Here is a 21,519-nt window from a genome sequence, read left to right on the forward strand (position 1 = left end):
CAAAGGTCCAGCACTGTGACCCATGAATCTGCCCGCAACCCCTTGTTGCAAATGGCTTGCAAATATGGAGGCTGCTGTTTGCTTCCCTCACCATCCGAGTTAGGGGCGATGTCGGGAAGGAGCAGAGGATGCCAAATCCCTCCTCCGTTAGGGCTGAGCTTGTCGAAGCCCCGCACTTTAGTTTTGAAGCCCCGCACTTTAGGTTTGAAGAAAGAACCGCCCTTCGACAGGCTCAGAGCGAACGGTCACAACAGACACGCCATCAGGAACCGCCGCCCTTGCCGACCGACATCGCCTTTCTTGCCATTGCCGAAGCGCAGCAGCTCTATCACTGGCTGCCGGCCGCGCTGGAACTGGCGCGCCGGCCCGACATGCGGATCAGTATCCTCTCGCCGTCCGACCAAATCCTGGCACTGGTCGAAAGCTATGATCCGGGCGGCAGCCTGCACCGCATCCGCCTGCGCCGGCCGCCTTCGCGCCCCGATTCGCTCTTCCGCCAACCCTCGCGGCTCGCGACCCTGCTGCTCAACTATCCCACCATCGCCCGCTTCCCGACATTGGTGACGACGGAGATCAGCAGCGCATGGCTGCGTCGCGTACCGGGGTTTCGGTCCCGCCTCATCCTCATCAAACATGGCGCGGGCGACCGGGAGGGCGGTTACAAGAAGCGGCACCGGGACTTCGACCTTACGCTGGTTGCGGGCGAAAAGGATCGCCGCCGCATGATCGACCGGGGCCTGTGCACGGAACAGACGGTCGCGGTCGGCGGCTATCCCAAGTTCGAGCTGAAGGCGGAGCGGCAGTGTTTCTTCCCCGACGACAGGCCGGTGCTGCTGTATAATCCGCATTTCGACCCGGCATTGTCGTCATGGATCAACCATGGCCCGGCGATGCTGGCAGCGCTGGAGTCGCTGGAGGGCTGGAACGTCATCATCGCCCCGCATACGAAGCTGGCGCGAACGGTGCCGCCGATCGTCAGCAGCGCATCCCATGTCCGTATCGATATGGGCAGCCGCCATTCGATCGACATGAGTTACACGATGAGCGCGGACGTGTATCTGGGCGACGTATCGAGTCAGGTGTATGAATATCTCATCCGGCCCCGCCCCTGCATCTTCCTCAATCTCGACCATCGCGATGCGTCGACGGAGGCCTTCGCGCACTGGCGGCTGGGTCAGGTGATCGAACGCGCGGACGCCCTGCCCCATGCGCTGGCCCGCGCGAACGACTTGCAACCCGGCTTTGTTGCTGCTCAGGAAGCGGCTATGCAGCAGTCCATCGACCTGTCCCCCATCCCCGCGTCGGTGCGGCAGGCGGACCTGATCCTGAATTTCGCCCAGAACCCTATCATTCAGAAGAGCCTATGAGCCAGATCCTCACCACTACCCTTGGCCCGGTCCGCCTGATCGGTGAGAACCAGACCCCGATCTGGGGCATGACCAATGCGGAACGCAACCGGCGCATGGCGGAGAGCGCCGCCAGGAATGGCAGCAACCTCGCACCGGGGCATGAGCTGTTGTTCAACCTGACCTATGCCTTCGACCCGCTGCTGTTGCGGCTGGTGCTGGATACGCCGGGCACGCTGTTCGTCTGGGGCGGCACGCCGATCGTAGGGCAGGTGGCGCAGGGCGCCGATCCGTTGACCTCTCCCCATGTCATCGACCTGTCGGACGGGCGCAAACTCTATAACCGCCAGTTGCGCAAGCTGGAGCAGCCGATGGTGCGGGAATTGACCCCGGCATCCCGGCGGGAGATCGAGCGGCGCAGCTATTTCGGCGCGTATAAGGGCGTGACCGACGTCCTGACCAAATATCTGTGGCCCGAACTGGCGCTGATCCTGACCCGCATCGCCGCGCAGTTGCGCATGACGCCCAATATGGTGTCGGTGATCGGCGTCACCCTGTGCCTTGTCGCGACCTATATGTTCGCGCAGGGCATGTTCTGGACCGGCTTCCTGTGCGGCTTCATCTTCATGGTGCTGGATACGGTGGACGGGAAGCTGGCGCGCTGCACCATCACCTCGTCCAAATGGGGCAATGTGATCGACCATGGCGTCGATCTGGTCCACCCGCCCTTCTGGTGGTATTTCTGGGGCACCGGCCTTGTCTATTGGGGGTTGGACCTGTCGGGCGCGACCTTCGCCTTCATCATGACTGCGGTGATCGCGGGCTATATCGTGCAACGGCTGATCGAAGGGATGTTCCTCAAGGATTTCAAGATGGACATCCATGTCTGGCGTCCGTTCGACAGCCAGTTCCGTCTCATCACCGCGCGCCGCAATCCGAACATGGTAATCCTGTTCGTCGCGTTGCTCTTCGGCCGTCCCGATATCGGCCTGATCGCGCTGGCATGGTGGACCATCATTTCGCTCGTCGTCCACGCCGTGCGGCTGGCGCAGGCCTATGCGCAGAAAGGATCGGGCCGGCCGATCGTGAGCTGGATGGATGAAGCGGAAGCCGCGCTGTGAACGCGACGATCGCAAAGTTCGGCTATCCCGCCACGCTGATCGCGGAATTCGACCATTGGGTCGTGCTGCTGCGCCCGGCCCAGCCGACGTTGGGGTCGCTCTTGCTGGCGGCCAAGAGCGACGCGACCGCGTTCGGGGATTTGCCGGTCGAGGCGCATAGCGAGTTGAAGACCGTCACCGCTGCGATCGAGGCGGCGCTGGGCAAGGCGGTGGACTATGCCCGGATCAACTATCTGATGCTGATGATGGTCGATCCGCACGTCCATTTCCACGTCCTGCCCCGCTATGAGGGGACACGCAGCGCCGCGGGCGTGACGGTGGCGGACGCCGGCTGGCCGGGCCAGCCTGATCTGGGGACAGCGGTGAAGCTGGACAGCGAGTTGGACAGCTTGCGCGACTGGTTGAAGGGCTATTTTGCCTGAATCCCTCTCCCCTTGGGGAGAGGGATGCGCAGACTTGGCAGCTTGCTGCCCGGTCGGAGCTGAGTGAGGGGCATGACGCGCGCCCCTTCTTCAGGGGAGAAGGGAGTATGCTGTCCTACATCGACCCCGCCTGCTATCATCACACCGCTCGCAACAATCAGTCCCCGATAGGACATGAAATTACGCAACGAGCGGGAAATGTGCGAAGTTAAGCCTCCGCAATCCTATTTTGCGTAGCGCCCTTCGGCCACCCACTTCGCGGTCAGGGCGTTCGCCGCCTCGACATCCTGATGGAAATCGACCTCCTGCCAGTCCAGTCCGTCGATCGAGACGGTGCCGACGCGATTGCCCTTGGCGATGATGTCGATCGCGCGCAGATACCAGCGCTCGACGCCCTCGGGCGTGCGCATCATCTGTTCGATCTGGTTGCGGAAAATGGCCGGGCCTTCGCCGGTGAAGGCCAGCATGCCGATCGATTCGGCATTGGTGTCGGGCGGCAGCAGCCGCTTGCCGATATGATGCAGGCGGCCGGTCGCGTCCCTGTTCACCTTCATGTCGTCGTCGTCATATTCGCCATCCGCCTTGATATCGACGGTCACGGTGATGGCGTCCCGCGCGTCGTTCACCAGTTTCGCGACGATCTCATCGGAAATGATGGTGTCGCCGTTCAGGATGATGAAATCGCGGTCCATCTCCTCCCGCACGATCCAGCAGGTGCCCAGATTGTCGGCGACCTGAAAGAAGGGGTTGAAAACGGTCCGGATGCGCGCGCCGGTGTCGCGATACAATTGCAGCGCATGATCCTCGACCCGTTCGGTGCGGAAGCCGGTGACGACGACGATGTCGGTCACGCCATTGGCCACCAGCGCCGCGACTTGCCAGCTAATGAGGCTGCGACCGTTGAAGTCGATCATGCACTTGGGCACGTCGCGGGTCAGTGGAAGGAGGCGCGAGCCTTGGCCGGCGGACAGGATGATGGCTTTGCTGATCGTCATGCCCGCGCTTTAGAGAGGAATTTGGCCGAAAAAAAGGCGGCGTTTGCACTCGATCTTCCGCTCGCCTAAAGGCCGGCTTGGAAGAACCGTTCGGACTGAGCCTGTCGAAGCCCTGCTCTTTCTTTTCCGCGCCGGAAGAAAGTGCAGCCCTTCGACAGGCTCAGGGCGAGCGGCTCTTGTGGTCATACGGAGTCACGATGTTCAAGCGCCGATCGGGAGCCGCCGGCGACGGTTTCGCCCGCATCCTGGCCAATACCGGCTGGCTGCTGGGCGGCAAGGGCGTGGGCGCTGTGCTCAGCCTCGCCTATCTCGCCATCGTCACCCGCACATTGGGGGTCGAGGATTTCGGCCGGTTCGCGCTGGTGCTGAGCGCCGCCAACGTCATCAAGACGCTGGTCAGCTTCGATAGCTGGCAGATCGTCGTGCGATACGGCCAGCCGCATCTGGCGAGCGGGAATGGCGATGCGCTCAATCGCGTACTGCGCTTCTGCATCCTGATCGACCTTGGCTCGGCGGTTGCGGGCGGGCTGATCGCCGCGGCCATCATCCTGCTGCTCGGCGACCTGCTGGAAATCGGGCCGGACATGGGCTGGCAGGTCTGGGCCTTTTGCATGGTGATGATGATCACCATCCGGTCCAGCCCGACCGGCGTGCTGCGCCTGTTCGATCGGTTCGATTCGGCCGCCTTCGCCGAAACCATGATTCCGGTCGGCCGCATGATCGGCGCGGGCGTAGCGCTGGCGGTCATGCCCGACATCCGCGGTTTTCTGATCGCCTGGGCCTTTGCCGAACTGCTCTGCGCCTTGAGCTACTGGCGCCTGGCGCTGAAGGTCGGGCGCGGGCGGATCGGCCATTGGCGGGCGGGCCGGGCATTGGACGCGCGGACGGAAAATCCCGGTATCATCGGCTTCCTGACCGCCACCAATTTGCAGACCAGCCTGTCGTCCATCGGTCAGCAGGTCGCGGTGCTGATCGTCGGCGGCTTCGTCGGGCCGACCGGGGCGGGCCTTTATCGCCTCGCCAACCAACTCGCCAATTCGCTGACCAAGATCAGCAGCCTACTGTCCCGCAGCATCTTTGTCGAACTGTCGCGCACCAGCAGCCATGGCAAGGAAGCGCTGAGCGCGCTGTTCCGCCGCACCAACCGGCTGGCGCTGGTGGCGGGCGCGGTCATCATCGCGCTGATCCTGACCATCGGGCATCCGTTGCTGGGGCTGATCGCGGGCCAGGATTTCCTGCCCGCCTATCCGCTGCTGCTGATGCTGGGGGTGTCGGCCTGTATCGACCTGATCGGCGTCAGCTATCGCCCCCTGCTGATGGCGACCGACCGGGCTGGCCTGTCGCTGCGCATCACCTTCCTGTCGACCCTGCTGCTGCTGGGCCTGCAATCGGCGCTGCTGCCGCTTTACGGCACGAAGGGCGCGGCGATGGCCAATATCGCCGCATCGCTCGCCGGGTTCGCGATGATGGGGCTGGCCAGCCGCCGTGCGATGCGAAGCTGAATCAGTCGGCCTCTTCGACCGGGGCGCCGGGGCCGTTCTTCAGCACCGATTCGATCGCATTCTTCGCGCCCGCCTTGCTGGCATAGCCTTCGGTCCAGAAGATCGTTTCGCTATTATATTTGAACTTGGCGACGAACTCGCCGGCCTTGTTCTTCTCGATCACGAACTTGTGCGCCATGAGATGCCTCCAGACTCGTTGCGTCAGCGAAACCGAGCCGGAGAATAGGGGCGCGAATCGAGCCTGGCAAGAGCGGCAGGCGGCGCGTCGCCGGTAATGAGGGTCGCGCCCAGCAACGCAGCGGCGGGCGATGTCTGGATGCCGAAACCACCCTGCCCGGCAAACCAGAAGAAGCCCGCATTATCAGGATCGAAGCCATAGACCGGCGCACGATCAGGTGCGAAACTGCGCAGGCCCGCCCATCTATGCTCGACCGACGCGATCGGCCAGTCCACCGCCTGCTCGAACAAAGCGATCGCCTGCGCCACGGCCAGTTCTTCCGGCGCGGCGTCGCATGGGGGCGACGGCACTTCGTCATGCGGGGTCAGCCAGACGCGGTCGCGCCCCTCCGGCTTGAAATAGAAGCGCGATCGCAGGTCCATCAGGCGCGGCAGGTCGGGCGAGGACAGACCCGGAATGTGGAGTTGCACCACGGTCCGCCGCAGCGGCGTGATGCCGATCGGCCGGATGCCGCAGGCCACCGCCACCTCATCCGCCCATGCCCCGGCCGCATTGACCAGCAGGCCGCAATGGATGCGCTCTGCCCCGATATCGACCTGCCAGCCGCCGCCGTCGGATCGCGCCGCGTCAAGGCGAGCCGCCAGCCTGATCTCCCCGCCCGACTGGCGGAAACGGCGCAGATTCGCCTGATGCAGCGCGGCGACGTCGATATCCTGGCAGCTTTCCTCCAGCACGCCGATCGTCCAGTCGGGCCGCAATCCCGGCATCAGCGGTGCGGGATCGACGGCGCGCAGATCGACCTTGCCGGCGAACTGCGCCATCAGCGCATCGCGCCATGGCGCGTCCTCCGCCCGGCCGACATGCAGCGCGCGGCGCGGCGACAGGAAGCTGCGGTCGTGGAAATCGGGATCGGGCGCGGACAGATGAGGCCCCGATGCAGTCGTCAGCGGCTGGACCAGAGGGCCGCCATACGTCTCCTCCCAGAAGGCGACGGACCGGCCGGTGGCATGATAGCCGGCCCGATCCTCCATCTCCAGGATCAGCACGCGGGCATGGGCGGCAAGCTGCGCGCCAAGGCTGGCGCCGGCCATGCCGCCACCCACAATGACGATATCGGGATGATTCACCGTGCCGTCTCGTCCAGGAAAGCGTCGATCCGGGCCAGGGCGTCGAGCCGGACCGGGTCCAGTTCGCGCAATATTTCATGCGCGGCTTCCCGCCCATAGACATGCAGCCGCGCGGTCGCCATGCGCGCCGCAACGCGGCGGATGGCCGGCGTCGACACCAGTTGGTCCGCCGTGGTCGCCAGGATCAGCATCGGCGTGGATATCCGCGCGACCGCCGCCGACTGCTCCAGCGCCCGCGTCGATTCCAGCGCCTGCAACACCCAGGTCCAGCTTGGCGGCCCCAGCGCGATCTCGCGGCTATGATCGCGCCACCAGATTTCGTCGGCATAGCGATCGGGATCGTGCGTCAGGCGCTTCTGCCGCATCTTGCGCTGCCGTTCCGACTGTTCCTTCTGCGTCCATGCGCGCTGCTCGCCATGCCCCGACCGCACCATCATGCGGGCAATCGCCACCGCCAGCCAGCGCGGCAGCGGCGCGGTGTGGACCCCCAGCATCGGCGCCACCACGGCGACGGCGTCCGGCGGGGTCATGCCGTCGGCCAGCGCACGGACCAGCATATGCCCGCCCATGGAGTGCGCCACCATCGCGGTCGGCCCCTCCCCCTCTGCGCGCCAATCGGCCGCCAGCGCGTCGAGGTCCGCGATCCAGTCGGCAAAGTCGCCGATATGGCCGCACAGGGGATCGTCGGTCAGCCGGCCCGATCCGCCTTGTCCGCGCCAGTCGAAACTGGTGACGGCCCAGCCTCTTTCCGCCCAGTGGTGGATCACCTCCAGATATTTTTCGATCATGTCGCCGCGCCCGCCCAGCACCAGCATGCGTCCGCGTGATCCCGGCCCCAGCCGGTAGCGACGGACGGGCCAGCCGTCGGGCGCATGCCAATAATCCAGCCGCCCGCCCATCGGCCAGGCGCGCCGGTCGAACCTCGCAACAGGAAAGTCGGGTGAATCCATCGCGCCCATGGTTACGCTTTGGTAAAACACATGGACAGTCCCCTGCGGTAAAAAAGGGCGGTTTGAACAGGTTTGAAAGTTCTGGTTCCGTACTAATCTCTATTGCGCTGCCATTTGAGCATGGCCGCCTGGCCCAGTTTCTTTTGCGATCGCTGCTTGGCGTAATATTCGACCATGGCGAGCGACTGACCGCTGATCGCCGCCGTCTCGCCGGTGCTGCATCCGGCCTCCAGCAGCGAGTTGACCGCGTTCTTGCGCAGGCCGTGCGGCACAACCTTGATCGGTGCGCACGCTGCCTGGAGGGCCAGCCGGATCTTGTTATTCTTCCCCTCGGTTGCCGGACCGGGGATGATGGTCGAGAGGCTGCGCGGGTGGCGGGCCAGCTCCTTCGCCAGCTCGGCATGAATGGGGATGTCCAGCGCCTTGCCCGTTTTCTTCTGGGTCATGACGATCGTGTCGCCGATGATATCGCGCCAGGTCAGCGCGGCGACGTCGCCGATTCGCTGGGCGGTATAGTAGAGCAGATGGACAGACAGGCGGACGAAGTCGTCCTCGCTCGCCAGCGCTTTCGCCAGAACATCGTCTGGCCACGGCTGGTGCTCGCCGGTCGCCATCTCCTCGATGTCGGCGAATGGGTCGTTGGTGACGTGTCCGCGACGGCGCGCCCAGGTGTAGGCGGCACTGCCGGCGCGCTGGACCATGTTGGCCGCACCCGGCCGGTCCGCCATCTTGTCGAGCAGCAGGACGATGTCCTTGCGCTCCACCATCTGCGCGGGCGCGGCGCCCAGCTTGTCGATCAGCTCGCGATGATAGAGCTCGTACAGGCTGCGGGTCGAGGCCGCGAGCTTGCTGAATTTGTCGCTTGCCTGGAACAGCTCGATCATGCCGGTGAGGCTGAGTTGCGCGACGGCGTTGGCGCGGCGGGTTCGGTGGCCCATCATCGCCGCATAGACCGAGCCGAACGTCCGGTCGCTGGGCGGCGGCAAGGCCTTCCAGATGCGCTTGCCCTTTTCGTTCACCTGGCCGGTGTCGAAATAATAATAGGTGTGGCCCTTCGCCTTGGTCCGCTTGACGTGCGGGATGGTCTTAGCTGGCATAGAGCTTCACTCCCTTGCGCCAATCGTCCGAGACTTCTGCCTCGCCGGTGAGGCGTTCCAGATATGTATCGATCTCGGCGCGGCTCCAGTGCAAGCCATTGCCCAGCTTCACCGGGTGCGGCAGGCGTCCGACCGCGATCTCACGCTCCATTTCGGTTGCCGTGAGGTCGAGATAGGCGCAGGCCGTCGCTCGCTTCATCATGCGCGGCCAGAATGGAGCGTGCGCGCCCATTAGCTCTGGCCCTTCTTTCCGAGAAAGGCGTCGAACGCGCAGGGATATGGCTCATAGATTCGCTCGACTCCTCGATCGGCCGCGTTCATCAGCCCAAGGATGGCTTGGTCGGCGGCATTGAACCCGCCCTTCATGCCAGCGCGGAAATCAGCACTGGCGGCTGGAGTGAAGGTTAGGACACCCTCGTAGGCGCGGATGGCATCCCGTATGTCCTGAAGTCTCGACGCGTTGATTGATGGCGGCTCGGGTGGCGCCCGACGCTTCTCCTCCATCGCACCATAGGCCGATTCCAGCTCGAACATCGGTTCGCTGTGGACCAGCCAGACCTTTTCACCGTCATCACCCTGGATGCCGACATGCCGGCCGTTTCGTGCGCGGTAAGTGGAAAAGCGCTGCTCTACCACGCACCGGGCGGCTTCGATCAGGCGCGGATCGGCATCCCCCTTGCAATAGGCATCAACCGCCCTCTGCGCGTCACTTGCGCAGGTCCAGCGCGGGATAGAGACGAACGCCATTCCGTAATCGTCAAGGTTGTCGATCATCTCGGCGACATCCTCGCGCTTCACCTCGCAATCAATCTGCCAGTGGATGCGCTCCAGCAAACCGCTGATTAGCGCCTCGCGCTTTGCATCGGCTGGCTGTTCGGGCAGCGCCCAATCCTTGACGGATTGCTCAAGTCCTTCAGCATGGGCGGTTGAACGCCACGGCCACAGCGCTACGACAAACCGGCTGATATCCGCGTATTTGGCGAACGTGCGGTTCGAGTAATCTGCCCATTTCTGAGCCGTCGCGAAATCTGGGGCCGGATGCATATCGTCCGGGCCGATGTGATGAAGGCACCACAGGCGCGTGTCTTTCGGCTGGTCGGTCATGCCGCCTCCTGCATCGAAACGAGAGAAAGAAGATCGCCGAGCGTCCGGGCCGCCAGCACGTCGGCGTCCGCGATCGGCAGGCCGGTGAGCCTCTCCAAATCGAAGGCGATCGAAAGGCGGCGGAAGTCGGTCGCGCGCAGCACCGCGTCATCGTCGGCCAGCTTGACCGGGATGTAGAGGTGCGCCGCGATGATGATGCGCGCGGCGCGGGCCTGGTCGACGCCCGGCTCCCACGCCTTGCTGATGAACTCCATCGGCTGGCGTTCGCCGTCGCGATTGCATTCGCGGCAGAGGCCCGGCTTCGCGCATGCGCCCGCCTTCCAAAGGCCATCGACCTGGAGGTACTCGTGGCGCACGTCGATCCAGTCGCGGCGGATGCGGACATGGTCAGACATCGGCCGGCTCCTCGAACGTGAGCGCCATCTGCGCCGCCTCGGTGAAATGACCGGCCATCGCTTCGAGGATGCGCGCGGCCTTCTTCATGGACGCGGCCCGGCGGTGCTTGTCCTGCTTGCGCATGCGCGCGGAGTCGCGCAGCACCTTTCGGCCGACGAGGTGCATGGCGTTGCGCTCGCCCCATGCCGGCGCGTCGATGATGGCGGCGATCGTCTGGGCGATGTCAGGCATTGGAGGCTCCGCCGTCTTCAGGATGATGAAGGATCGTTTCCCCCATGATCCGGTCGCCACGGTTGTCCTCTTGAACCAATCGGTGCCCGTTCGCTGAGGTGCGGCCGGGTGAGTTGGCGGCGCTGTTTTCGCCCCACGATGCCTCGCGCTCTGGCGCTGGATGCATCGCCTCGATCATGGCGAAGTTGGCAGCATCGACAAGAAAGTGCTTGTTCCCGTCCTGTCGGTACTTCGACATTCGAGCACGGACGTCACTGGCAGCGTCAAAGCGCAGTGGGTAGGCATCGGCCACGCGGCCGTATTTATGATAGCTGACCATCATTGCTTGGACCATGCGAACCACAAATGACGGGTCAAACTCAGTCAGGGGCACGCCAGCCGACGACATGTAGTCATAGACGGCCTTCTTGATAGCTTCTCCGCTCACGCCGCACCCCCAATCAAAGCCCGGAACGCGCGGCCGGCGTCCGTCACATGGATGAAGCAATCGCGCCGGTCCGCGCCCTTGCGCCGCTCCAGCAGCCCTTCCCGCTCCATCCGGTTGAGTGCGCGCGAGACGACGGGCTTCTCCACCCTGATCGCCGCGGCCATCTCCTTCACGCGCAGCGGCTCGCCCGAATCCATGGCCACGCCGATGATGGCAAGCTGGCGCGCGGTGAGGTCGATATAATTGGGCGAGGTGACGAAGGTCAGCGCCTGGGCGATGAGGTCAGCCATTGGGCGTGTCCTCGAACCCCAGATGCTGCCAGATCTTGATAAGATGGCGTGCCTGACTGCGCGCATCGTCAAGTGCGCTGTGATGCACGCCTGCCCTCTTCAGCTTCGGCGCGCCCGGCAGCGACTTCATCGTGCGGTAGCAGCGGTCATGCCAGAACTGCCACGGCGCCTCCTGCGCCACTGCTCGGAAAGCCGAGCGCATGATCACGTTGTCGAAGGTTGCGCCGTTGCCCCATGTCGGCAGGCTCTTCTCGCCGTACCATGCCCGATAGTCGTCCAGCACAGTCAGCAACGGATGGCGTTTCAAAGCGAGCAACGCCCTGCGCGCATCGGCCTTGTCCTCTTCCATCCACCACAAGACGGTGCGGGCGCTGATCGTCAGGCCGTGACGCTGCGCGTCATCGACGTCGATCGCCATATGGAAGCTGTCGAAATCGCCAAGCGCGTTGAACTTCACCGCGCCGATGGAGAGGATGAGAGCGTCATCGCCGGTACCGAGCGTCTCGATATCGTTCATGATGTGGGTTGCATCAGCCATCAGAACGGCACCCCATCGTCATAATCCCGGCAGCGCGCGCACATGCAGTCTGGCCCGTGCAACCGCGTGAAGTCCTCCCGCTCGACCCGCGCCGCCTTCACGCGGCTGGACGGCACCATCACGAACACATCCTGCCCCGGATACATGCGGGCGATGCGCTCCGCTTCATGCTCGGCATTGCCACGAGTGTCGTGACGCTTCGTCGGCTGGCCACCGAGCGGCCGCCACACAGTGAAGAACGGTGCGGGCTCCTGCTCCACCACAGGCGTCGCGGCGACCGGCTGGTCCATCAGGCGGCGCAGGCGGAGGAAGCGGGTGAGCGCGATATCTGCGAAATTGATCATCGTGCGGATCTCCAGAACTGCCACCAGCGCGGGCGGCGGGGTTGCTCCATCGGCAGGATCGGGCCACGCATGCGCTGCGCCTGCCACTGCGTCTGGGGACTGGTGGTGAGCGGGTCGCGGCCGTGCGTGCTGAAACGCAGGTTCTCCGGCATACGGGGTTGATGCACTGCCCTCGCCGTTGAGGGAGGACCGGCCGGAAGGGGCTTATCAAAGCAGCCCAAGGGAGGGCGGTCCTTCATCAACTCAGCGCGGACGGGCTATTGCGTTGATGAACCGATTTGCGGACATTCCCGCTGCCATCGCAAGACTCGCATGGCTTGCCGCTGTCGTTGATGGGGTCCTGAGACAGGCTGCGGTTGAAGATGATTTCACCCGATCCGTTGCACGCCTCACAGGCCCCGTTCTCGATGATCTTTGCGAGGTGGCCCATCGTCATACTCGCGAAGAAGGCTTCGTCGGGCGCGGAGATGCCTCGCTCCTCGATCAGCACCTGCATCTCAACCATGTCGAGGCTATCAGCCCCAAGGTCATCGACCAGCATGGCGTTGGCGGAAAGGTCAAACCGGTCCGAGGTCACGCCCAGCACATCCCGGACGAGAACCTGAGCGCACATCAGGAATGCGGGACGAAGATCGTTGTCGTGCGTTGCCATGCTTGTCTCCATAATCATCATATCAACCCGAAATGCCGGATGACCGAAACGCAGCGTCATGCGGCCGATCCGGTTCGGCTGGCCCGATACGCCTCCATGGCCTCCAGCGCCTGCTCGCGCGCGCCGGCCTCACCGATGGACAGGCCGATGCCGTCCGAAAGGTTTGCGTCGACCGTGACGGACATCAGGCGATCGAGCGCGCGGGCGAGCAACGTGGCGACGTCGCACTGGATCGGGCCGGGCGAGACGGGCGCCGTGGTGCCGAGCACCCGCTGCACAGGGAAGGAGATCACATCCACGACTGCATGTCCTGCGCGATCGCGTAGAAGAGCAGGCCGATGGCGCCCGCGCCGGACAGTACCATGATGGCCTCGTGCCACAGGTTCGCCTGCCAGAGCATGGCGATGTGGCGCTGGCGATATTCGGGGGTGCCGATGGTGAAGGCGGCTGGCTGCGGCACCGCCCGGCCGTGCTGGCGCAGATAGTCTTCCGCCCAGGCGACGACGCCATCGCCCTGCCCGTCCGGCATCCCCATGCCCAGCGCCAGACGCTCCAGCCGAAGCCAGACGTCATGAAAGCGGTCCATGGATGCGGCGTCGGGCAGGAAGGCGAAGCGCTTGGCCTCGCTCAGGGCGTTTTCGAGCCAGTCCAGTTCGGCGGCGCTGACGGCGTCTTCGATATCGTTCGCGGCGAACGGCGGTTCAGCGGCGATGGAGAGTGCAGGCATGTTGGCCTCCCGTTGATTACGGGAGCGATACTGCACATATGCAGTTATCAGGTCAACTCAAAAATGCACATGTGCAGTCACGCGAATAGCGAGGCGATCCATCGGACGAAAAATGCGACTGGCAACGTGAGTAGGATGTAGATGCTTAGAGTGATGGGGAAGACGCTCAGGCGCCCTTCGCGGTTCGCCGCTATCACGCGATCGTAGCTCGGCCCACCTACGATGTTCCCAACGGCGGTTAGAAACGCCGGGATCAGCATCCACCACCATGATATGCCAGCATAGCCGGATGCGACGGCAACCGCGAGCAATGCCAGAAAGCTGATATTCGCGATCATATCCCCTGCCCTCCCCTAGGAATTTTCCAAGCCGGATTTCCTACAGCCTCGAATCAGATTAAGAACAAATTAAGAACATGCGACGAATCGAGGCGCGAAAATGAAGCGTGTGAAACTGGTAATGGCGGAGTGCGAAAGCGGCTGCACGCCGTGCTATCGGGACTGCGCGCTAGCCAGGTTCATGCTACAGTCTTGCTATCGTGAAGCCGATCTGCTGCTGCGCGACCGGCCACCTTTAGCATCTCCTCACTGGCAGGAATGGCAGGATCAGATGTCGCAAGTCCAAGCCCGTATAGCAGGGCTTCAGCAAGACGTGGTGCGTCGGTCGCCGCCCAACTCCCTGAGCCGAGGAGCTCAGCAAGTACGCCGCTCACTTCATGTACATTGAGCGAGGGCGCCGCCGATCGCCCAGACAGGAAGTCGAGCACCGAAGGAACGCCAGCAGCTTTCGCTAACTTGTCCAGCGTCCTCACTGTGGTGATGCTCTCGTAATCTTCTTTGATCGCCCGCGTGACGTTGGTCGCTGCGAACCCGGCCTGGTTAGCCCAAGTCTGGGGCGTCCAGCCCTTCTGATCCATGATCCGACGCATCCACGATGCGATGATTCTCTGCTCGGGTAACATGTGAAGACGATAGTTGTGCGGCTGCATACTTGCATCCTGCACATATGCCGTTGCATTGCTGCACATATGCAGTTATTTTACCTCCATGATTGACCCACTCGACCCTGCGACGCTGAAGCCCGCGCGCGAGAAGTTGCAGCTCAGCCGCGCGACTGTCGCAGCGATGAGCGGTGTTAACGAAACCACAATTTTGCGGATTGAGTCCGGCAAGGTCGACCCGCGACTGGATGGAACCTGGGCGCCGATCGTGCGCGCCCTGCGCTCCGCCTCCCCCGCCCCGTCGGACGCACTAAGCGCCTCTCCATAAAGTCGGCTGGGGGCTGGCTACACCGATATCGCGGCCACCCCAAACGCATTAACCATCATTTGTTCACTTAACGTTCTTTTTCACAATTTGCGGGGCACATCATGTCTGAGGGCAGCGTAGCAGCGGACCAGCTCCGCCTTCTCATCGAGCGCGTCGAGCGGCTGGAGGAAGAGAAGAAGGGCATCAATGACGACATCAAGGACGTCTATCTGGAGGCGAAGGCGACCGGATATGACGTCAAGATGATGCGTCAGATCATCCGCCTGCGGAAGATGGACCCCAACGACCGGCGCGCGATGCAGGCCATCCTCGAAACCTACATGGCGGCGCTCGGCATGGACGATGGTGCCGGCCCCGCGCCGGACATGTTCCAGGGCCATGACGGCCGGCCCGATCCGGCCACGCCCGCCCCTGCCCCGACCGCGAGCGAGGCGGAGCGGTTCGAGACGGCGCTGTCGCTGGTGATCGAGCATCAGAACGCTTCGGCCTCGTGGCTCCAGCGCCAGATGCGCATCGGCTATAACAGCGCGTCGCGGCTGGTCGAGGATCTGGAGAAGCGCGGCGTGGTCGGCCCGCCCAATCATATCGGCAAGCGTGAGGTGCTGATTGCACCAGGTGGCGGTGTGCAGGAGGCGCTGGCGGAGCTTCATGCGATCTGCGCCAAGGACGGGACCTCCATTTCGATGTCGATCGATGGCGGGCCCGCGATCCCGATCGTAGCGCAGGCCGCCGAATGAGCGCTGATCCCCCGAAATCCGATCAACCTCGGCTTGCATTCCATCCCGTCGTCGAGGCGGCCGATGGCCGTGTCTATGTCAGCTCGCGCCCGATCCCACTGCCGGTCATTCCGGCCGGGCGTGACCGCGCGCCGCCCTGATTTCCAGTTACCCCCTTTCGAGACTCGACCCAGACGCCGCGTCGGCCTGGGTGAAAACAAGGTTTCGATGTCCCTCCGAGCGGTCCGGTATCGCCGCACGGCTGGGGCCAAGCGGTTCGTTTGGGGGTGGGACGTTTGCCGCAAATCGTGACCACCGACGCACTTTTATCAGGAGATCATTATGACTGACATCCACCCGGCGCCGACCGAGTTCTCGCCCGCCCAGATCGGCGCAGACCCGATCCTGCGCTACTTCCACTATTCGCACCTGCCGCCCGTCCTTCAGGCGGCCTCGCGGCCGTTCTGCGAGCTCGCCCGGCACATCGTCGAGACGTTGCCGCGCAACCCCGAGCGCACCGTCGCCCTGCGCAAGCTGCTGGAAGCCAAGGACGCGGCCGTCCGCGCCAACGTCAACTAAGGATGGCTATCATGGAAACGTTCATCGGAACGAAGCTGATCAAGGCCGTCGCCATGACGCGCCTCGCCTATAACGACTATCGCGGCTGGACGCTGCCTGCCGATGAGGACGGCAACGATCCGGGCTTCCTGGTCGAATACATCGACGGCGGCCGGTCCAACCATCCCGACCATGAAGGCTATATCAGCTGGTCGCCCGCCGACGTGTTCGAGAAATCGTACCGCCTGCACGATCAGTTGACGTTCGGCGAGGCGCTCGAAGCCCTGAAAGCCGGCATGCGCATCGCCCGCGCCGGCTGGAACGGCAAGGATATGTGGGTCGCGCTGTCCGGGCCGTTGGAGGGGCGCACGATCGCCTTCGAGAATTTCTGGTCGAAGCCGTGCAGCGAGTTTGCCCGATACAATGGCGGCTCCGCAACCGTGTTGCCGTGCATCAACATGAAGACCGCCGACGGCAAAATCCTGATGGGTTGGCTCGCCAGCCAGACGGATATGCTCGCCGACGACTGGGTCATCATTCCCTGATCTGACCGGACCCCGGACCCATGTCCGGGGCGAGGCTGAGATCAGCGGGTGCCATATGACCATCGAACCGTCCTTCAATCAGGAGTGCGCCTCATGTCGCGCATGACGCCGCGCGCCCGGCTGGAAGCCCGCCTCGTCGCGGAGGGCAAGCTGTCCCCGCGCGATGTGAAACCGAGCGCACCGCTCAAGGGCAAGGACGCCCTGTTCGCGCTCGGCCGCCTGAAGACGGGCGAGAAGAACAAGACGGAGCAGCGCTTCGAGGACGAGGTGCTTCGCCCTGGCATGATGGCGGGGGATATCCTCTGGTACCGCTTCGAAGGCATCAAGCTGCGCATTGCTGATAACACGTTCCTCACCGTCGATTTCGCGGTGATGGGCGCCAACAGCATCATCACCATGATCGACGTCAAAGGCAGCGAAGCTGTCATCCAGGACGATGCCCGCGTGAAGATGAAGGTGGCGGCTGAAGCTTACCCGTTTCGTTTCCAGTTCGCTTTCCCTGGCCGCGCCGGCTGGACATATGAGGATGTCGGCCGGTGAGCTGGGACACTCAGGCATGGGCGGCGAAAGCCAAGCCCGGCGCTGCGTCGGAAAAGCTGGTGCTGCTGGGCCTTGCTGCCTGCTCCGATGCGAACCATTGCGCGCACCCGTCCGTCGACTGGTTGTGCGAGTTCAGCGACCTCAATCGCAAGACGGTCATCTCGGCAATCGGGCGGCTGGAGGAGAAGGACCTGATCCGCGACACCGGCCGCCGGGTAGGGCGAACAGGTCAGGTCAAGGTGTATCGGCTGGGCGCGGGCAAAGCCGCCGATCCGTTTTCTAACAGTCCCGTAATTGGAACAGTTCCAGAAAAGGAACAGTACCAAAAGCGGAACAGTACCGGTTTTTCCTCCGAACAGTCCCAAAAACGGGACACGGAACCTTTAAGGGAACCTATTAACCCCCCTAGCCCCCCGGTGGGGGGTGATGCTGGGCCTGAAAAGCGAAACAGGGGTAGTAGGATCGCCGAGGACTGGACGGCGCCAGCCGTTGCCGACCTGCCGCCGGCTGCGCTGGCCAAGGCGCGCCAGTGGCCAGCCGGGGCGTACGAGGCCGAGGCGGAAGCATTTCGCAATTTCTGGCTGGGCGAGAGCCGTGCCGGTGCGCGCAAGGTCGACTGGACGCGGACATGGTGCAACCGGATCAACGAGATTGCCGGCCGTGTGCTGCGCGATGCCAAGGCCGGTGTCCGCCATACCCCACCCGCCGCCTCCGGCCCGGTCCAGCCAGCCAAGGCCCACGACACCAGCCGCGAGAACGCAGCGGCGGCGAAGATCCGCGCGCAGGTCACAGTCAAGCTGGGTGAGCAGGTTTACGCGCAGTGGGTCGGACCCTGTCGCCTCGATGTCGTCGCCGACACGCTCACCGTCGTCGCGGTCAGCGGCTTTGCCAGCAACTATCTGCGCGGCAATTTCGCCAATGAGATTGGGCAAGCGATGCACGCGGTGCTGGGGCCTGATGCAGACCTGCGATTTGCGCACGAGAAACCACCAGCATGAGGACGGAAGCGGGGGATATGATCAGAGAGCCGATACCGGGGCGGGTACTGAACATGCGCGAGGCGAAGCTATTGGCGATCATCCGCGAATGCACGGACGCGGCCTTGCCCATACCAACCATCGACGACATCGCCGAGCAGCTGGACGTCGCCAATGGCGGCACGGTGCCGGAGATGTTCCGTCGCCTGGCTGACATGGGCCTGATCATCAATGAGCCGTTCCAGCGCGGGCGCCGCGTGTGTCTGATCGAGACCGGCAAATGGTCGGCGCTGCCGCTCAACACCGCCCCGCACTGGCGCAACCGGCCCAAGAACGTCCCCTCGCCCGCCCCGGCCGCCATCCGCACGCGCCGACCTGACATCGCCGCCGAGATATTCACCGAGGCCGCGCGCCTGGGGAAGCCGGCCGTGGAATATCTGGCGGACCTCGTGTTCTTGGGCTGGGAGGTCGAGAAGAGCCGTGGCTAAAGCCCCGACCTTGACGCGACCTATGCCGCCCGTCGATCTGGTGGATTTGAGCGCGCTCGTCATGCCCGACCGCTTCATCCCCGCGCCCGAGGTGGCGGAATGGATCGAAAACGCCTTCCTCTACGACGACGCGCCGCTCCACAATCCCGACCATCGCCACCTGATGGACGCGCATATCGGCGTGCTCTGGACTAACTGCCACAACACACGGAACATGCGCGTGGTGCTGGGCCAGGCCGAGCTCATGCCTCCCATGGCGATGGGAAAATGGGCACGCGCACGCGCCTGCCAACAGATAGAGGAATGGTTCGAGAGCATGCCGGACTTCCTCATCACCCTGTCAGCGCCGGCCGCCGCCGGCATGGATGACGCCTCCTTCTGTGCGCTGGTCGAGCACGAGCTCTATCACTGTGCGCAGAATGAGGATGAGTACGGCATGCCCAAATTCAAGCAGGATGGCTCGCCCTCCTTCGGCATCCGTGGCCATGACGTCGAGGAGTTCGTCGGCGTGGTGGCGCGCTATGGTGCTGGCGCCGCCGGTGTCACCGCCATGGTCGATGCAGCCCAGCGCGCGCCCCTCGTCGGCGCCGCCTCCATTGCCGGCGTGTGCGGCACCTGCCTGCGCCTGGCCGCTTGATAGGTCTAGATGATGGCGCGCGCAGGCGGACCTATCCCCGAACCGGCAAAAGTGGCGATAATACAGGCGCTCGCGTGCTTCGACACGCCCTCTACGGTGGCTGCGACCATCAAGACAGATTTCGGCCTCACTATCAGCCTTCAGGCGATCGAATCGCACGACCCGACCAAGCGCGCCGGGCGGCGCCTCGCCAAACGCTGGCGCGAGCTGTTCGAGGAAACGCGGGCCAAGTTTAAAGAGGACACCAGCTCCATCGCGATCTCGCACCGCGCCACGCGCCTGCGCGCGCTCGATCGCATGGCAGCGGCCGCCGAGAAGCGTGGCAACCTGGTGCTGGCGGCAAAGCTCATCGAACAGGCGGCGCGCGAGGTAGGCGGCAGCTTCACCAACAAGGTCGACGTGTCCAACACCGACGGGAGCCTGCGCGAGAATAATATGGACGAGGTCGCCCGCGCCGCCCGGCTGGCCGCGCTCGCTGCCGCCTTCAACAAGGCGCAGGGCGGTGATGATGCTGCCGATTGATCCGGCCTATTGGGATGCGTTCTGGGAAGCGGCAACACCGGAACAGCGCGACGAGCTGATGTGGCTGCTCGATCAGGATCTGGCCAAGCATATCTGGCGTGCTCAGGTGGGCCGGCAGAGTGAGGCGGCGGACAGCCTCGCCTTCATCATAGGATATGGCGGGTCGGCAGGTGGCGGTAAGTCCGACCTCATCGCGGGCCTCTCGCTTACCGAGCATCAGCGCACCTGCATCTTTCGCCGTGAGAAGGCGCAGACGGAAGGCATCGTCCAGCGCATGACCGAGATCCTCGGCAACACGAACGGCTATAGCAGCCAGAAATCCATATGGCGCACAACCACCGGTGACGTTGCCCGCCTCATCGAATTCGGCGGCCTGGACAATCCGACCGACCACCAGAAATGGCAGGGCCGTGCGCACGACCTGAAGGCCTATGATGAGGTGACCGAAATGCGCGAGGCGCAGGTGCGCTTTACGCAGGGCTGGACACGGTCGAGCGATCCCAAGCAGCGGTGCCGCGTCCTCAAGACGTTCAACCCGCCGACGACGGCGGAGGGGCGCTGGGTGATTGCCTATTTCGCGGCATGGCTGGACAAGAACCACCCGAACCCCGCCAAGCCCGGCGAGCTGCGCTACTACAGTACGATCAACGGCAAGGACTTCGAATGTCCCAATGCCGAGCCCTTCGTCATGTTCAAGGGCGAGCCGCTCTATGATTTCGATCCGACCGATTTTCGGCCGGAGAAGATCATCAGGCCCAAGTCCCGCACCTTCGTGCCCAGTCGCGTGACGGACAATTATTTCTATGTCCGGTCCGGCTATATCGAAACGCTGCAATCGCTGCCGGAGCCTCTGCGCTCACAGATGTTGAGCGGCGACTTCAACGCCGGCGTCCAGGACGATCCGTGGCAGGTTATCCCGTCGGCATGGGTGGAGACGGCCATGGCGCGGTGGAAGCCGCGCGAGGTCAAGGGCGAGATGGACAGCATCGGCTCCGACGTCGCGGCCGGCGGCGATGACAAAATGACGATCTACTGCCGGCATGGGCTATGGTTCGACAAGCCCATCCGCATCCCTGGGCGCGAGATTCCGCAGGAGCGCGCGGGCCCGATCGCGGCCGGCCACATCATCATGAACCGCAAGGATCGTGCGCCCGTCCATGTCGACGTGATCGGCTGGGGCCTGTCCTGCTGCAACTTCCTGACCGCCAACGACGTCCAGACGATCCCCGTCAACTTCGCCAAGGGATCGAGCGGCAAGACGCGCGACGGCAACCTGTCCTTCTTCAACCTGCGTGCGGAAGTGATATGGCGGATGCGCGAGGCGCTTGATCCGGAAAGCCCGGACGGCCCTGTATCGTTGCCCAATGATCCCCTGCTCAAGGCAGACCTGTGCTCCTATCGCTGGGAGTTGCGGCCGGGCGGCATCTTCATCCAGCCCAAGGACGAACAGAAGAAGCTGCTCGGCCGGTCGCCTGACGATGGTGATGGCTGCTGCATGGCGAACATCACGACCATGAAGCAGGAGACAATGTCCCAGCTGATGAACAGCGCGCGGCCTCTCGATCGCTATAAGGAGTTGGACCTGTGACCGAAGACGAAGAATTCCAGATGTACCTGCGGGCCATCACGAAGCCGGACACGGATAGTGATTTCGTGCGGCGCAACTACGGGGTGCTCAAGGCTGCCTATCTGCGCAATGGCGTGGTAAAGCTGCCGGAGGTCGAGGCCAAGCTGGTGCAGACGGACCGGTATGCCGATCTCGATTAGCACCGTCGATTCAAGCGCAGCGTCATAACCCCTAGCCCGTCTCCACCGTGATCG

General features: G+C 63.8%; 33 protein-coding genes and 2 pseudogenes. 16 read left to right on the plus strand and 19 right to left on the minus strand.

The window, feature by feature from the left end:
* Window positions 1-278: 278 nt before the first annotated feature.
* The 3 genes from ASE85_RS02270 to ASE85_RS02280 are packed head-to-tail and all read left to right on the plus strand — an operon-like array spanning window position 279 to window position 2,889.
* Window positions 279-1,367, plus strand: a complete 1,089-nt coding sequence (locus ASE85_RS02270; RefSeq protein ID WP_056682791.1) for a hypothetical protein — start codon at window positions 279-281, stop codon at window positions 1,365-1,367.
* Complete coding sequence (locus tag ASE85_RS02275; protein ID WP_056682794.1) at window positions 1,364-2,467, plus strand: CDP-alcohol phosphatidyltransferase family protein; 1,104 nt, start codon at window positions 1,364-1,366, stop codon at window positions 2,465-2,467. Before ASE85_RS02270 ends, ASE85_RS02275 begins: the two co-directional genes overlap by 4 nt.
* Window positions 2,464-2,889, plus strand: a complete 426-nt coding sequence (locus tag ASE85_RS02280) for an HIT family protein (protein ID WP_056682799.1) — start codon at window positions 2,464-2,466, stop codon at window positions 2,887-2,889. The genes ASE85_RS02275 and ASE85_RS02280 overlap by 4 nt, the downstream gene beginning before the upstream one ends.
* A 224-nt stretch (window positions 2,890-3,113) precedes the next feature.
* Here ASE85_RS02280 and ASE85_RS02285 read toward each other — a convergent pair whose 3' ends face one another.
* Window positions 3,114-3,884 (minus strand): phosphocholine cytidylyltransferase family protein, encoded by a 771-nt coding sequence (locus ASE85_RS02285; RefSeq protein ID WP_056682801.1) that lies wholly within the window; start codon window positions 3,882-3,884, stop codon window positions 3,114-3,116.
* 197 nt (window positions 3,885-4,081) lie between these two features.
* Here ASE85_RS02285 and ASE85_RS02290 point away from each other — a divergent pair, with 197 nt between their 5' ends.
* Entirely contained in the window at window positions 4,082-5,386 is a 1,305-nt protein-coding gene (locus ASE85_RS02290) for a lipopolysaccharide biosynthesis protein (RefSeq protein ID WP_056682805.1), read from the plus strand.
* A 1-nt stretch (window position 5,387) separates the two neighbouring features.
* Here the strand turns inward: ASE85_RS02290 and ASE85_RS22170 are convergent, their stop codons facing one another.
* The 18 genes from ASE85_RS22170 to ASE85_RS02370 form a co-directional block, all read right to left on the minus strand.
* Window positions 5,388-5,564: a YegP family protein gene (locus ASE85_RS22170; RefSeq protein ID WP_082462619.1), complete on the minus strand. Its 177-nt coding sequence runs from the start codon at window positions 5,562-5,564 to the stop codon at window positions 5,388-5,390.
* 23 nt (window positions 5,565-5,587) lie between these two features.
* The gene (locus ASE85_RS02295; RefSeq protein ID WP_056682807.1) at window positions 5,588-6,691 is read right to left on the minus strand and encodes an NAD(P)/FAD-dependent oxidoreductase; all 1,104 of its coding nucleotides are present in this window, start codon (window positions 6,689-6,691) and stop codon (window positions 5,588-5,590) included.
* A complete protein-coding gene (locus ASE85_RS02300; RefSeq protein WP_443018472.1) occupies window positions 6,688-7,650 on the minus strand; it encodes an alpha/beta fold hydrolase in 963 nt (320 codons plus the stop codon). The genes ASE85_RS02295 and ASE85_RS02300 overlap by 4 nt, the downstream gene beginning before the upstream one ends.
* 83 nt (window positions 7,651-7,733) lie before the next feature.
* Window positions 7,734-8,738, minus strand: coding sequence for a site-specific integrase (locus tag ASE85_RS02305; protein ID WP_056682811.1), 1,005 nt, complete (start codon window positions 8,736-8,738; stop codon window positions 7,734-7,736).
* On the minus strand, window positions 8,728-8,940 hold the full coding sequence (locus ASE85_RS02310) for a helix-turn-helix transcriptional regulator (protein ID WP_156358155.1): 213 nt from the start codon (window positions 8,938-8,940) through the stop codon (window positions 8,728-8,730). Before ASE85_RS02310 ends, ASE85_RS02305 begins: the two co-directional genes overlap by 11 nt.
* 29 nt (window positions 8,941-8,969) lie before the next feature.
* Complete coding sequence (locus tag ASE85_RS02315) at window positions 8,970-9,842, minus strand: hypothetical protein (RefSeq protein ID WP_056682817.1); 873 nt, start codon at window positions 9,840-9,842, stop codon at window positions 8,970-8,972.
* On the minus strand, window positions 9,839-10,237 hold the full coding sequence (locus tag ASE85_RS02320; RefSeq protein ID WP_056682820.1) for a hypothetical protein: 399 nt from the start codon (window positions 10,235-10,237) through the stop codon (window positions 9,839-9,841). Before ASE85_RS02320 ends, ASE85_RS02315 begins: the two co-directional genes overlap by 4 nt.
* Window positions 10,230-10,469, minus strand: coding sequence for a hypothetical protein (locus tag ASE85_RS02325; protein ID WP_056682822.1), 240 nt, complete (start codon window positions 10,467-10,469; stop codon window positions 10,230-10,232). Before ASE85_RS02325 ends, ASE85_RS02320 begins: the two co-directional genes overlap by 8 nt.
* Window positions 10,462-10,896 (minus strand): hypothetical protein, encoded by a 435-nt coding sequence (locus ASE85_RS02330; RefSeq protein ID WP_056682826.1) that lies wholly within the window; start codon window positions 10,894-10,896, stop codon window positions 10,462-10,464. Before ASE85_RS02330 ends, ASE85_RS02325 begins: the two co-directional genes overlap by 8 nt.
* Entirely contained in the window at window positions 10,893-11,186 is a 294-nt protein-coding gene (locus tag ASE85_RS02335) for a MarR family transcriptional regulator (protein ID WP_056682829.1), read from the minus strand. Before ASE85_RS02335 ends, ASE85_RS02330 begins: the two co-directional genes overlap by 4 nt.
* Window positions 11,179-11,724, minus strand: coding sequence for a 3'-5' exonuclease (locus tag ASE85_RS02340; protein WP_056682832.1), 546 nt, complete (start codon window positions 11,722-11,724; stop codon window positions 11,179-11,181). Before ASE85_RS02340 ends, ASE85_RS02335 begins: the two co-directional genes overlap by 8 nt.
* Window positions 11,724-12,068: a hypothetical protein gene (locus tag ASE85_RS02345; RefSeq protein WP_156358156.1), complete on the minus strand. Its 345-nt coding sequence runs from the start codon at window positions 12,066-12,068 to the stop codon at window positions 11,724-11,726. The genes ASE85_RS02340 and ASE85_RS02345 overlap by 1 nt, the downstream gene beginning before the upstream one ends.
* Window positions 12,065-12,235, minus strand: coding sequence for a hypothetical protein (locus ASE85_RS22780; RefSeq protein WP_156358157.1), 171 nt, complete (start codon window positions 12,233-12,235; stop codon window positions 12,065-12,067). The genes ASE85_RS02345 and ASE85_RS22780 overlap by 4 nt, the downstream gene beginning before the upstream one ends.
* Window positions 12,236-12,306: 71 nt before the next feature.
* Window positions 12,307-12,780: an acyl carrier protein gene (locus tag ASE85_RS02350; protein ID WP_082462621.1), complete on the minus strand. Its 474-nt coding sequence runs from the start codon at window positions 12,778-12,780 to the stop codon at window positions 12,307-12,309.
* Window positions 12,777-13,019, minus strand: coding sequence for a hypothetical protein (locus tag ASE85_RS02355; RefSeq protein WP_056682842.1), 243 nt, complete (start codon window positions 13,017-13,019; stop codon window positions 12,777-12,779). The genes ASE85_RS02350 and ASE85_RS02355 overlap by 4 nt, the downstream gene beginning before the upstream one ends.
* On the minus strand, window positions 13,010-13,447 hold the full coding sequence (locus ASE85_RS02360; protein ID WP_056682845.1) for a hypothetical protein: 438 nt from the start codon (window positions 13,445-13,447) through the stop codon (window positions 13,010-13,012). The genes ASE85_RS02355 and ASE85_RS02360 overlap by 10 nt, the downstream gene beginning before the upstream one ends.
* 77 nt (window positions 13,448-13,524) lie before the next feature.
* Window positions 13,525-13,785 (minus strand): hypothetical protein, encoded by a 261-nt coding sequence (locus ASE85_RS02365; RefSeq protein ID WP_056682848.1) that lies wholly within the window; start codon window positions 13,783-13,785, stop codon window positions 13,525-13,527.
* Between the two features lie 179 nt (window positions 13,786-13,964).
* Window positions 13,965-14,435: a hypothetical protein gene (locus ASE85_RS02370; protein WP_156358158.1), complete on the minus strand. Its 471-nt coding sequence runs from the start codon at window positions 14,433-14,435 to the stop codon at window positions 13,965-13,967.
* Window positions 14,436-14,493: 58 nt separating this feature from the next.
* On the opposite strand from ASE85_RS02370, the gene ASE85_RS02375 reads away from it, so the two are divergent.
* The 12 genes and pseudogenes from ASE85_RS02375 (at window position 14,494) to ASE85_RS02425 (ending at window position 21,465) form a co-directional block, all read left to right on the plus strand.
* Window positions 14,494-14,715 (plus strand): helix-turn-helix domain-containing protein, encoded by a 222-nt coding sequence (locus ASE85_RS02375; protein WP_056682852.1) that lies wholly within the window; start codon window positions 14,494-14,496, stop codon window positions 14,713-14,715.
* A gap of 101 nt (window positions 14,716-14,816) precedes the next feature.
* Window positions 14,817-15,056, plus strand: a pseudogene (locus ASE85_RS23660) (DUF2312 domain-containing protein); the annotation flags it as partial.
* Between the two features lie 108 nt (window positions 15,057-15,164).
* Window positions 15,165-15,320: pseudogene (locus ASE85_RS23665) on the plus strand (DNA translocase FtsK); the annotation flags it as partial.
* A gap of 453 nt (window positions 15,321-15,773) precedes the next feature.
* Window positions 15,774-16,010 carry a hypothetical protein gene (locus ASE85_RS02385; protein WP_056682859.1) on the plus strand — a complete coding sequence of 79 codons (237 nt, stop codon included), beginning with the start codon at window positions 15,774-15,776 and terminating at the stop codon, window positions 16,008-16,010.
* 11 nt (window positions 16,011-16,021) lie between these two features.
* Entirely contained in the window at window positions 16,022-16,534 is a 513-nt protein-coding gene (locus tag ASE85_RS02390) for a DUF2829 domain-containing protein (protein WP_056682861.1), read from the plus strand.
* Between the two features lie 102 nt (window positions 16,535-16,636).
* A complete protein-coding gene (locus ASE85_RS02395) occupies window positions 16,637-17,074 on the plus strand; it encodes a hypothetical protein (RefSeq protein WP_235523160.1) in 438 nt (145 codons plus the stop codon).
* Window positions 17,071-18,072, plus strand: a complete 1,002-nt coding sequence (locus ASE85_RS02400; RefSeq protein ID WP_056682864.1) for a helix-turn-helix domain-containing protein — start codon at window positions 17,071-17,073, stop codon at window positions 18,070-18,072. Before ASE85_RS02395 ends, ASE85_RS02400 begins: the two co-directional genes overlap by 4 nt.
* A gap of 53 nt (window positions 18,073-18,125) precedes the next feature.
* Entirely contained in the window at window positions 18,126-18,539 is a 414-nt protein-coding gene (locus ASE85_RS02405) for a hypothetical protein (protein WP_235523162.1), read from the plus strand.
* 22 nt (window positions 18,540-18,561) lie between these two features.
* A complete protein-coding gene (locus tag ASE85_RS02410; RefSeq protein WP_056682867.1) occupies window positions 18,562-19,176 on the plus strand; it encodes a putative metallopeptidase in 615 nt (204 codons plus the stop codon).
* Window positions 19,177-19,185: 9 nt separating this feature from the next.
* Window positions 19,186-19,698: a DUF2280 domain-containing protein gene (locus ASE85_RS02415; protein ID WP_235523164.1), complete on the plus strand. Its 513-nt coding sequence runs from the start codon at window positions 19,186-19,188 to the stop codon at window positions 19,696-19,698.
* Window positions 19,682-21,286, plus strand: coding sequence for a terminase (locus ASE85_RS02420; protein ID WP_235523166.1), 1,605 nt, complete (start codon window positions 19,682-19,684; stop codon window positions 21,284-21,286). Before ASE85_RS02415 ends, ASE85_RS02420 begins: the two co-directional genes overlap by 17 nt.
* Window positions 21,283-21,465, plus strand: a complete 183-nt coding sequence (locus tag ASE85_RS02425) for a hypothetical protein (protein WP_056682870.1) — start codon at window positions 21,283-21,285, stop codon at window positions 21,463-21,465. The genes ASE85_RS02420 and ASE85_RS02425 overlap by 4 nt, the downstream gene beginning before the upstream one ends.
* Window positions 21,466-21,519 lie beyond the last annotated feature (54 nt).

The sequence above is a fragment of the Sphingobium sp. Leaf26 genome (assembly GCF_001421665.1).
Taxonomy (GTDB): domain Bacteria; phylum Pseudomonadota; class Alphaproteobacteria; order Sphingomonadales; family Sphingomonadaceae; genus Sphingobium.

Bases quoted from the DNA above. Each gene is read 5' to 3' on its own strand.
- ASE85_RS02275 (WP_056682794.1), top strand. From the start codon at position 1,364: ATGAGCCAGATCCTCACCACTACCCTTGGCCCGGTCCGCCTGATCGGT.
- ASE85_RS02285 (WP_056682801.1), bottom strand. From the start codon at position 3,884: ATGACGATCAGCAAAGCCATCATCCTGTCCGCCGGCCAAGGCTCGCGC.
- ASE85_RS02290 (WP_056682805.1), top strand. From the start codon at position 4,082: ATGTTCAAGCGCCGATCGGGAGCCGCCGGCGACGGTTTCGCCCGCATC.
- ASE85_RS22170 (WP_082462619.1), bottom strand. From the start codon at position 5,564: ATGGCGCACAAGTTCGTGATCGAGAAGAACAAGGCCGGCGAGTTCGTC.
- ASE85_RS02300 (WP_443018472.1), bottom strand. From the start codon at position 7,650: ATGGGCGCGATGGATTCACCCGACTTTCCTGTTGCGAGGTTCGACCGG.
- ASE85_RS02305 (WP_056682811.1), bottom strand. From the start codon at position 8,738: ATGCCAGCTAAGACCATCCCGCACGTCAAGCGGACCAAGGCGAAGGGC.
- ASE85_RS02310 (WP_156358155.1), bottom strand. From the start codon at position 8,940: ATGATGAAGCGAGCGACGGCCTGCGCCTATCTCGACCTCACGGCAACC.
- ASE85_RS02315 (WP_056682817.1), bottom strand. From the start codon at position 9,842: ATGACCGACCAGCCGAAAGACACGCGCCTGTGGTGCCTTCATCACATC.
- ASE85_RS02320 (WP_056682820.1), bottom strand. From the start codon at position 10,237: ATGTCTGACCATGTCCGCATCCGCCGCGACTGGATCGACGTGCGCCAC.
- ASE85_RS02325 (WP_056682822.1), bottom strand. From the start codon at position 10,469: ATGCCTGACATCGCCCAGACGATCGCCGCCATCATCGACGCGCCGGCA.
- ASE85_RS02335 (WP_056682829.1), bottom strand. From the start codon at position 11,186: ATGGCTGACCTCATCGCCCAGGCGCTGACCTTCGTCACCTCGCCCAAT.
- ASE85_RS02340 (WP_056682832.1), bottom strand. From the start codon at position 11,724: ATGGCTGATGCAACCCACATCATGAACGATATCGAGACGCTCGGTACC.
- ASE85_RS02345 (WP_156358156.1), bottom strand. From the start codon at position 12,068: ATGATCAATTTCGCAGATATCGCGCTCACCCGCTTCCTCCGCCTGCGC.
- ASE85_RS02350 (WP_082462621.1), bottom strand. From the start codon at position 12,780: ATGACGCTGCGTTTCGGTCATCCGGCATTTCGGGTTGATATGATGATT.
- ASE85_RS02360 (WP_056682845.1), bottom strand. From the start codon at position 13,447: ATGCCTGCACTCTCCATCGCCGCTGAACCGCCGTTCGCCGCGAACGAT.
- ASE85_RS02365 (WP_056682848.1), bottom strand. From the start codon at position 13,785: ATGATCGCGAATATCAGCTTTCTGGCATTGCTCGCGGTTGCCGTCGCA.
- ASE85_RS02370 (WP_156358158.1), bottom strand. From the start codon at position 14,435: ATGCAGCCGCACAACTATCGTCTTCACATGTTACCCGAGCAGAGAATC.
- ASE85_RS02375 (WP_056682852.1), top strand. From the start codon at position 14,494: ATGATTGACCCACTCGACCCTGCGACGCTGAAGCCCGCGCGCGAGAAG.
- ASE85_RS02385 (WP_056682859.1), top strand. From the start codon at position 15,774: ATGACTGACATCCACCCGGCGCCGACCGAGTTCTCGCCCGCCCAGATC.
- ASE85_RS02390 (WP_056682861.1), top strand. From the start codon at position 16,022: ATGGAAACGTTCATCGGAACGAAGCTGATCAAGGCCGTCGCCATGACG.
- ASE85_RS02395 (WP_235523160.1), top strand. From the start codon at position 16,637: ATGACGCCGCGCGCCCGGCTGGAAGCCCGCCTCGTCGCGGAGGGCAAG.
- ASE85_RS02405 (WP_235523162.1), top strand. From the start codon at position 18,126: ATGCGCGAGGCGAAGCTATTGGCGATCATCCGCGAATGCACGGACGCG.
- ASE85_RS02410 (WP_056682867.1), top strand. From the start codon at position 18,562: ATGCCGCCCGTCGATCTGGTGGATTTGAGCGCGCTCGTCATGCCCGAC.
- ASE85_RS02415 (WP_235523164.1), top strand. From the start codon at position 19,186: ATGATGGCGCGCGCAGGCGGACCTATCCCCGAACCGGCAAAAGTGGCG.
- ASE85_RS02420 (WP_235523166.1), top strand. From the start codon at position 19,682: ATGATGCTGCCGATTGATCCGGCCTATTGGGATGCGTTCTGGGAAGCG.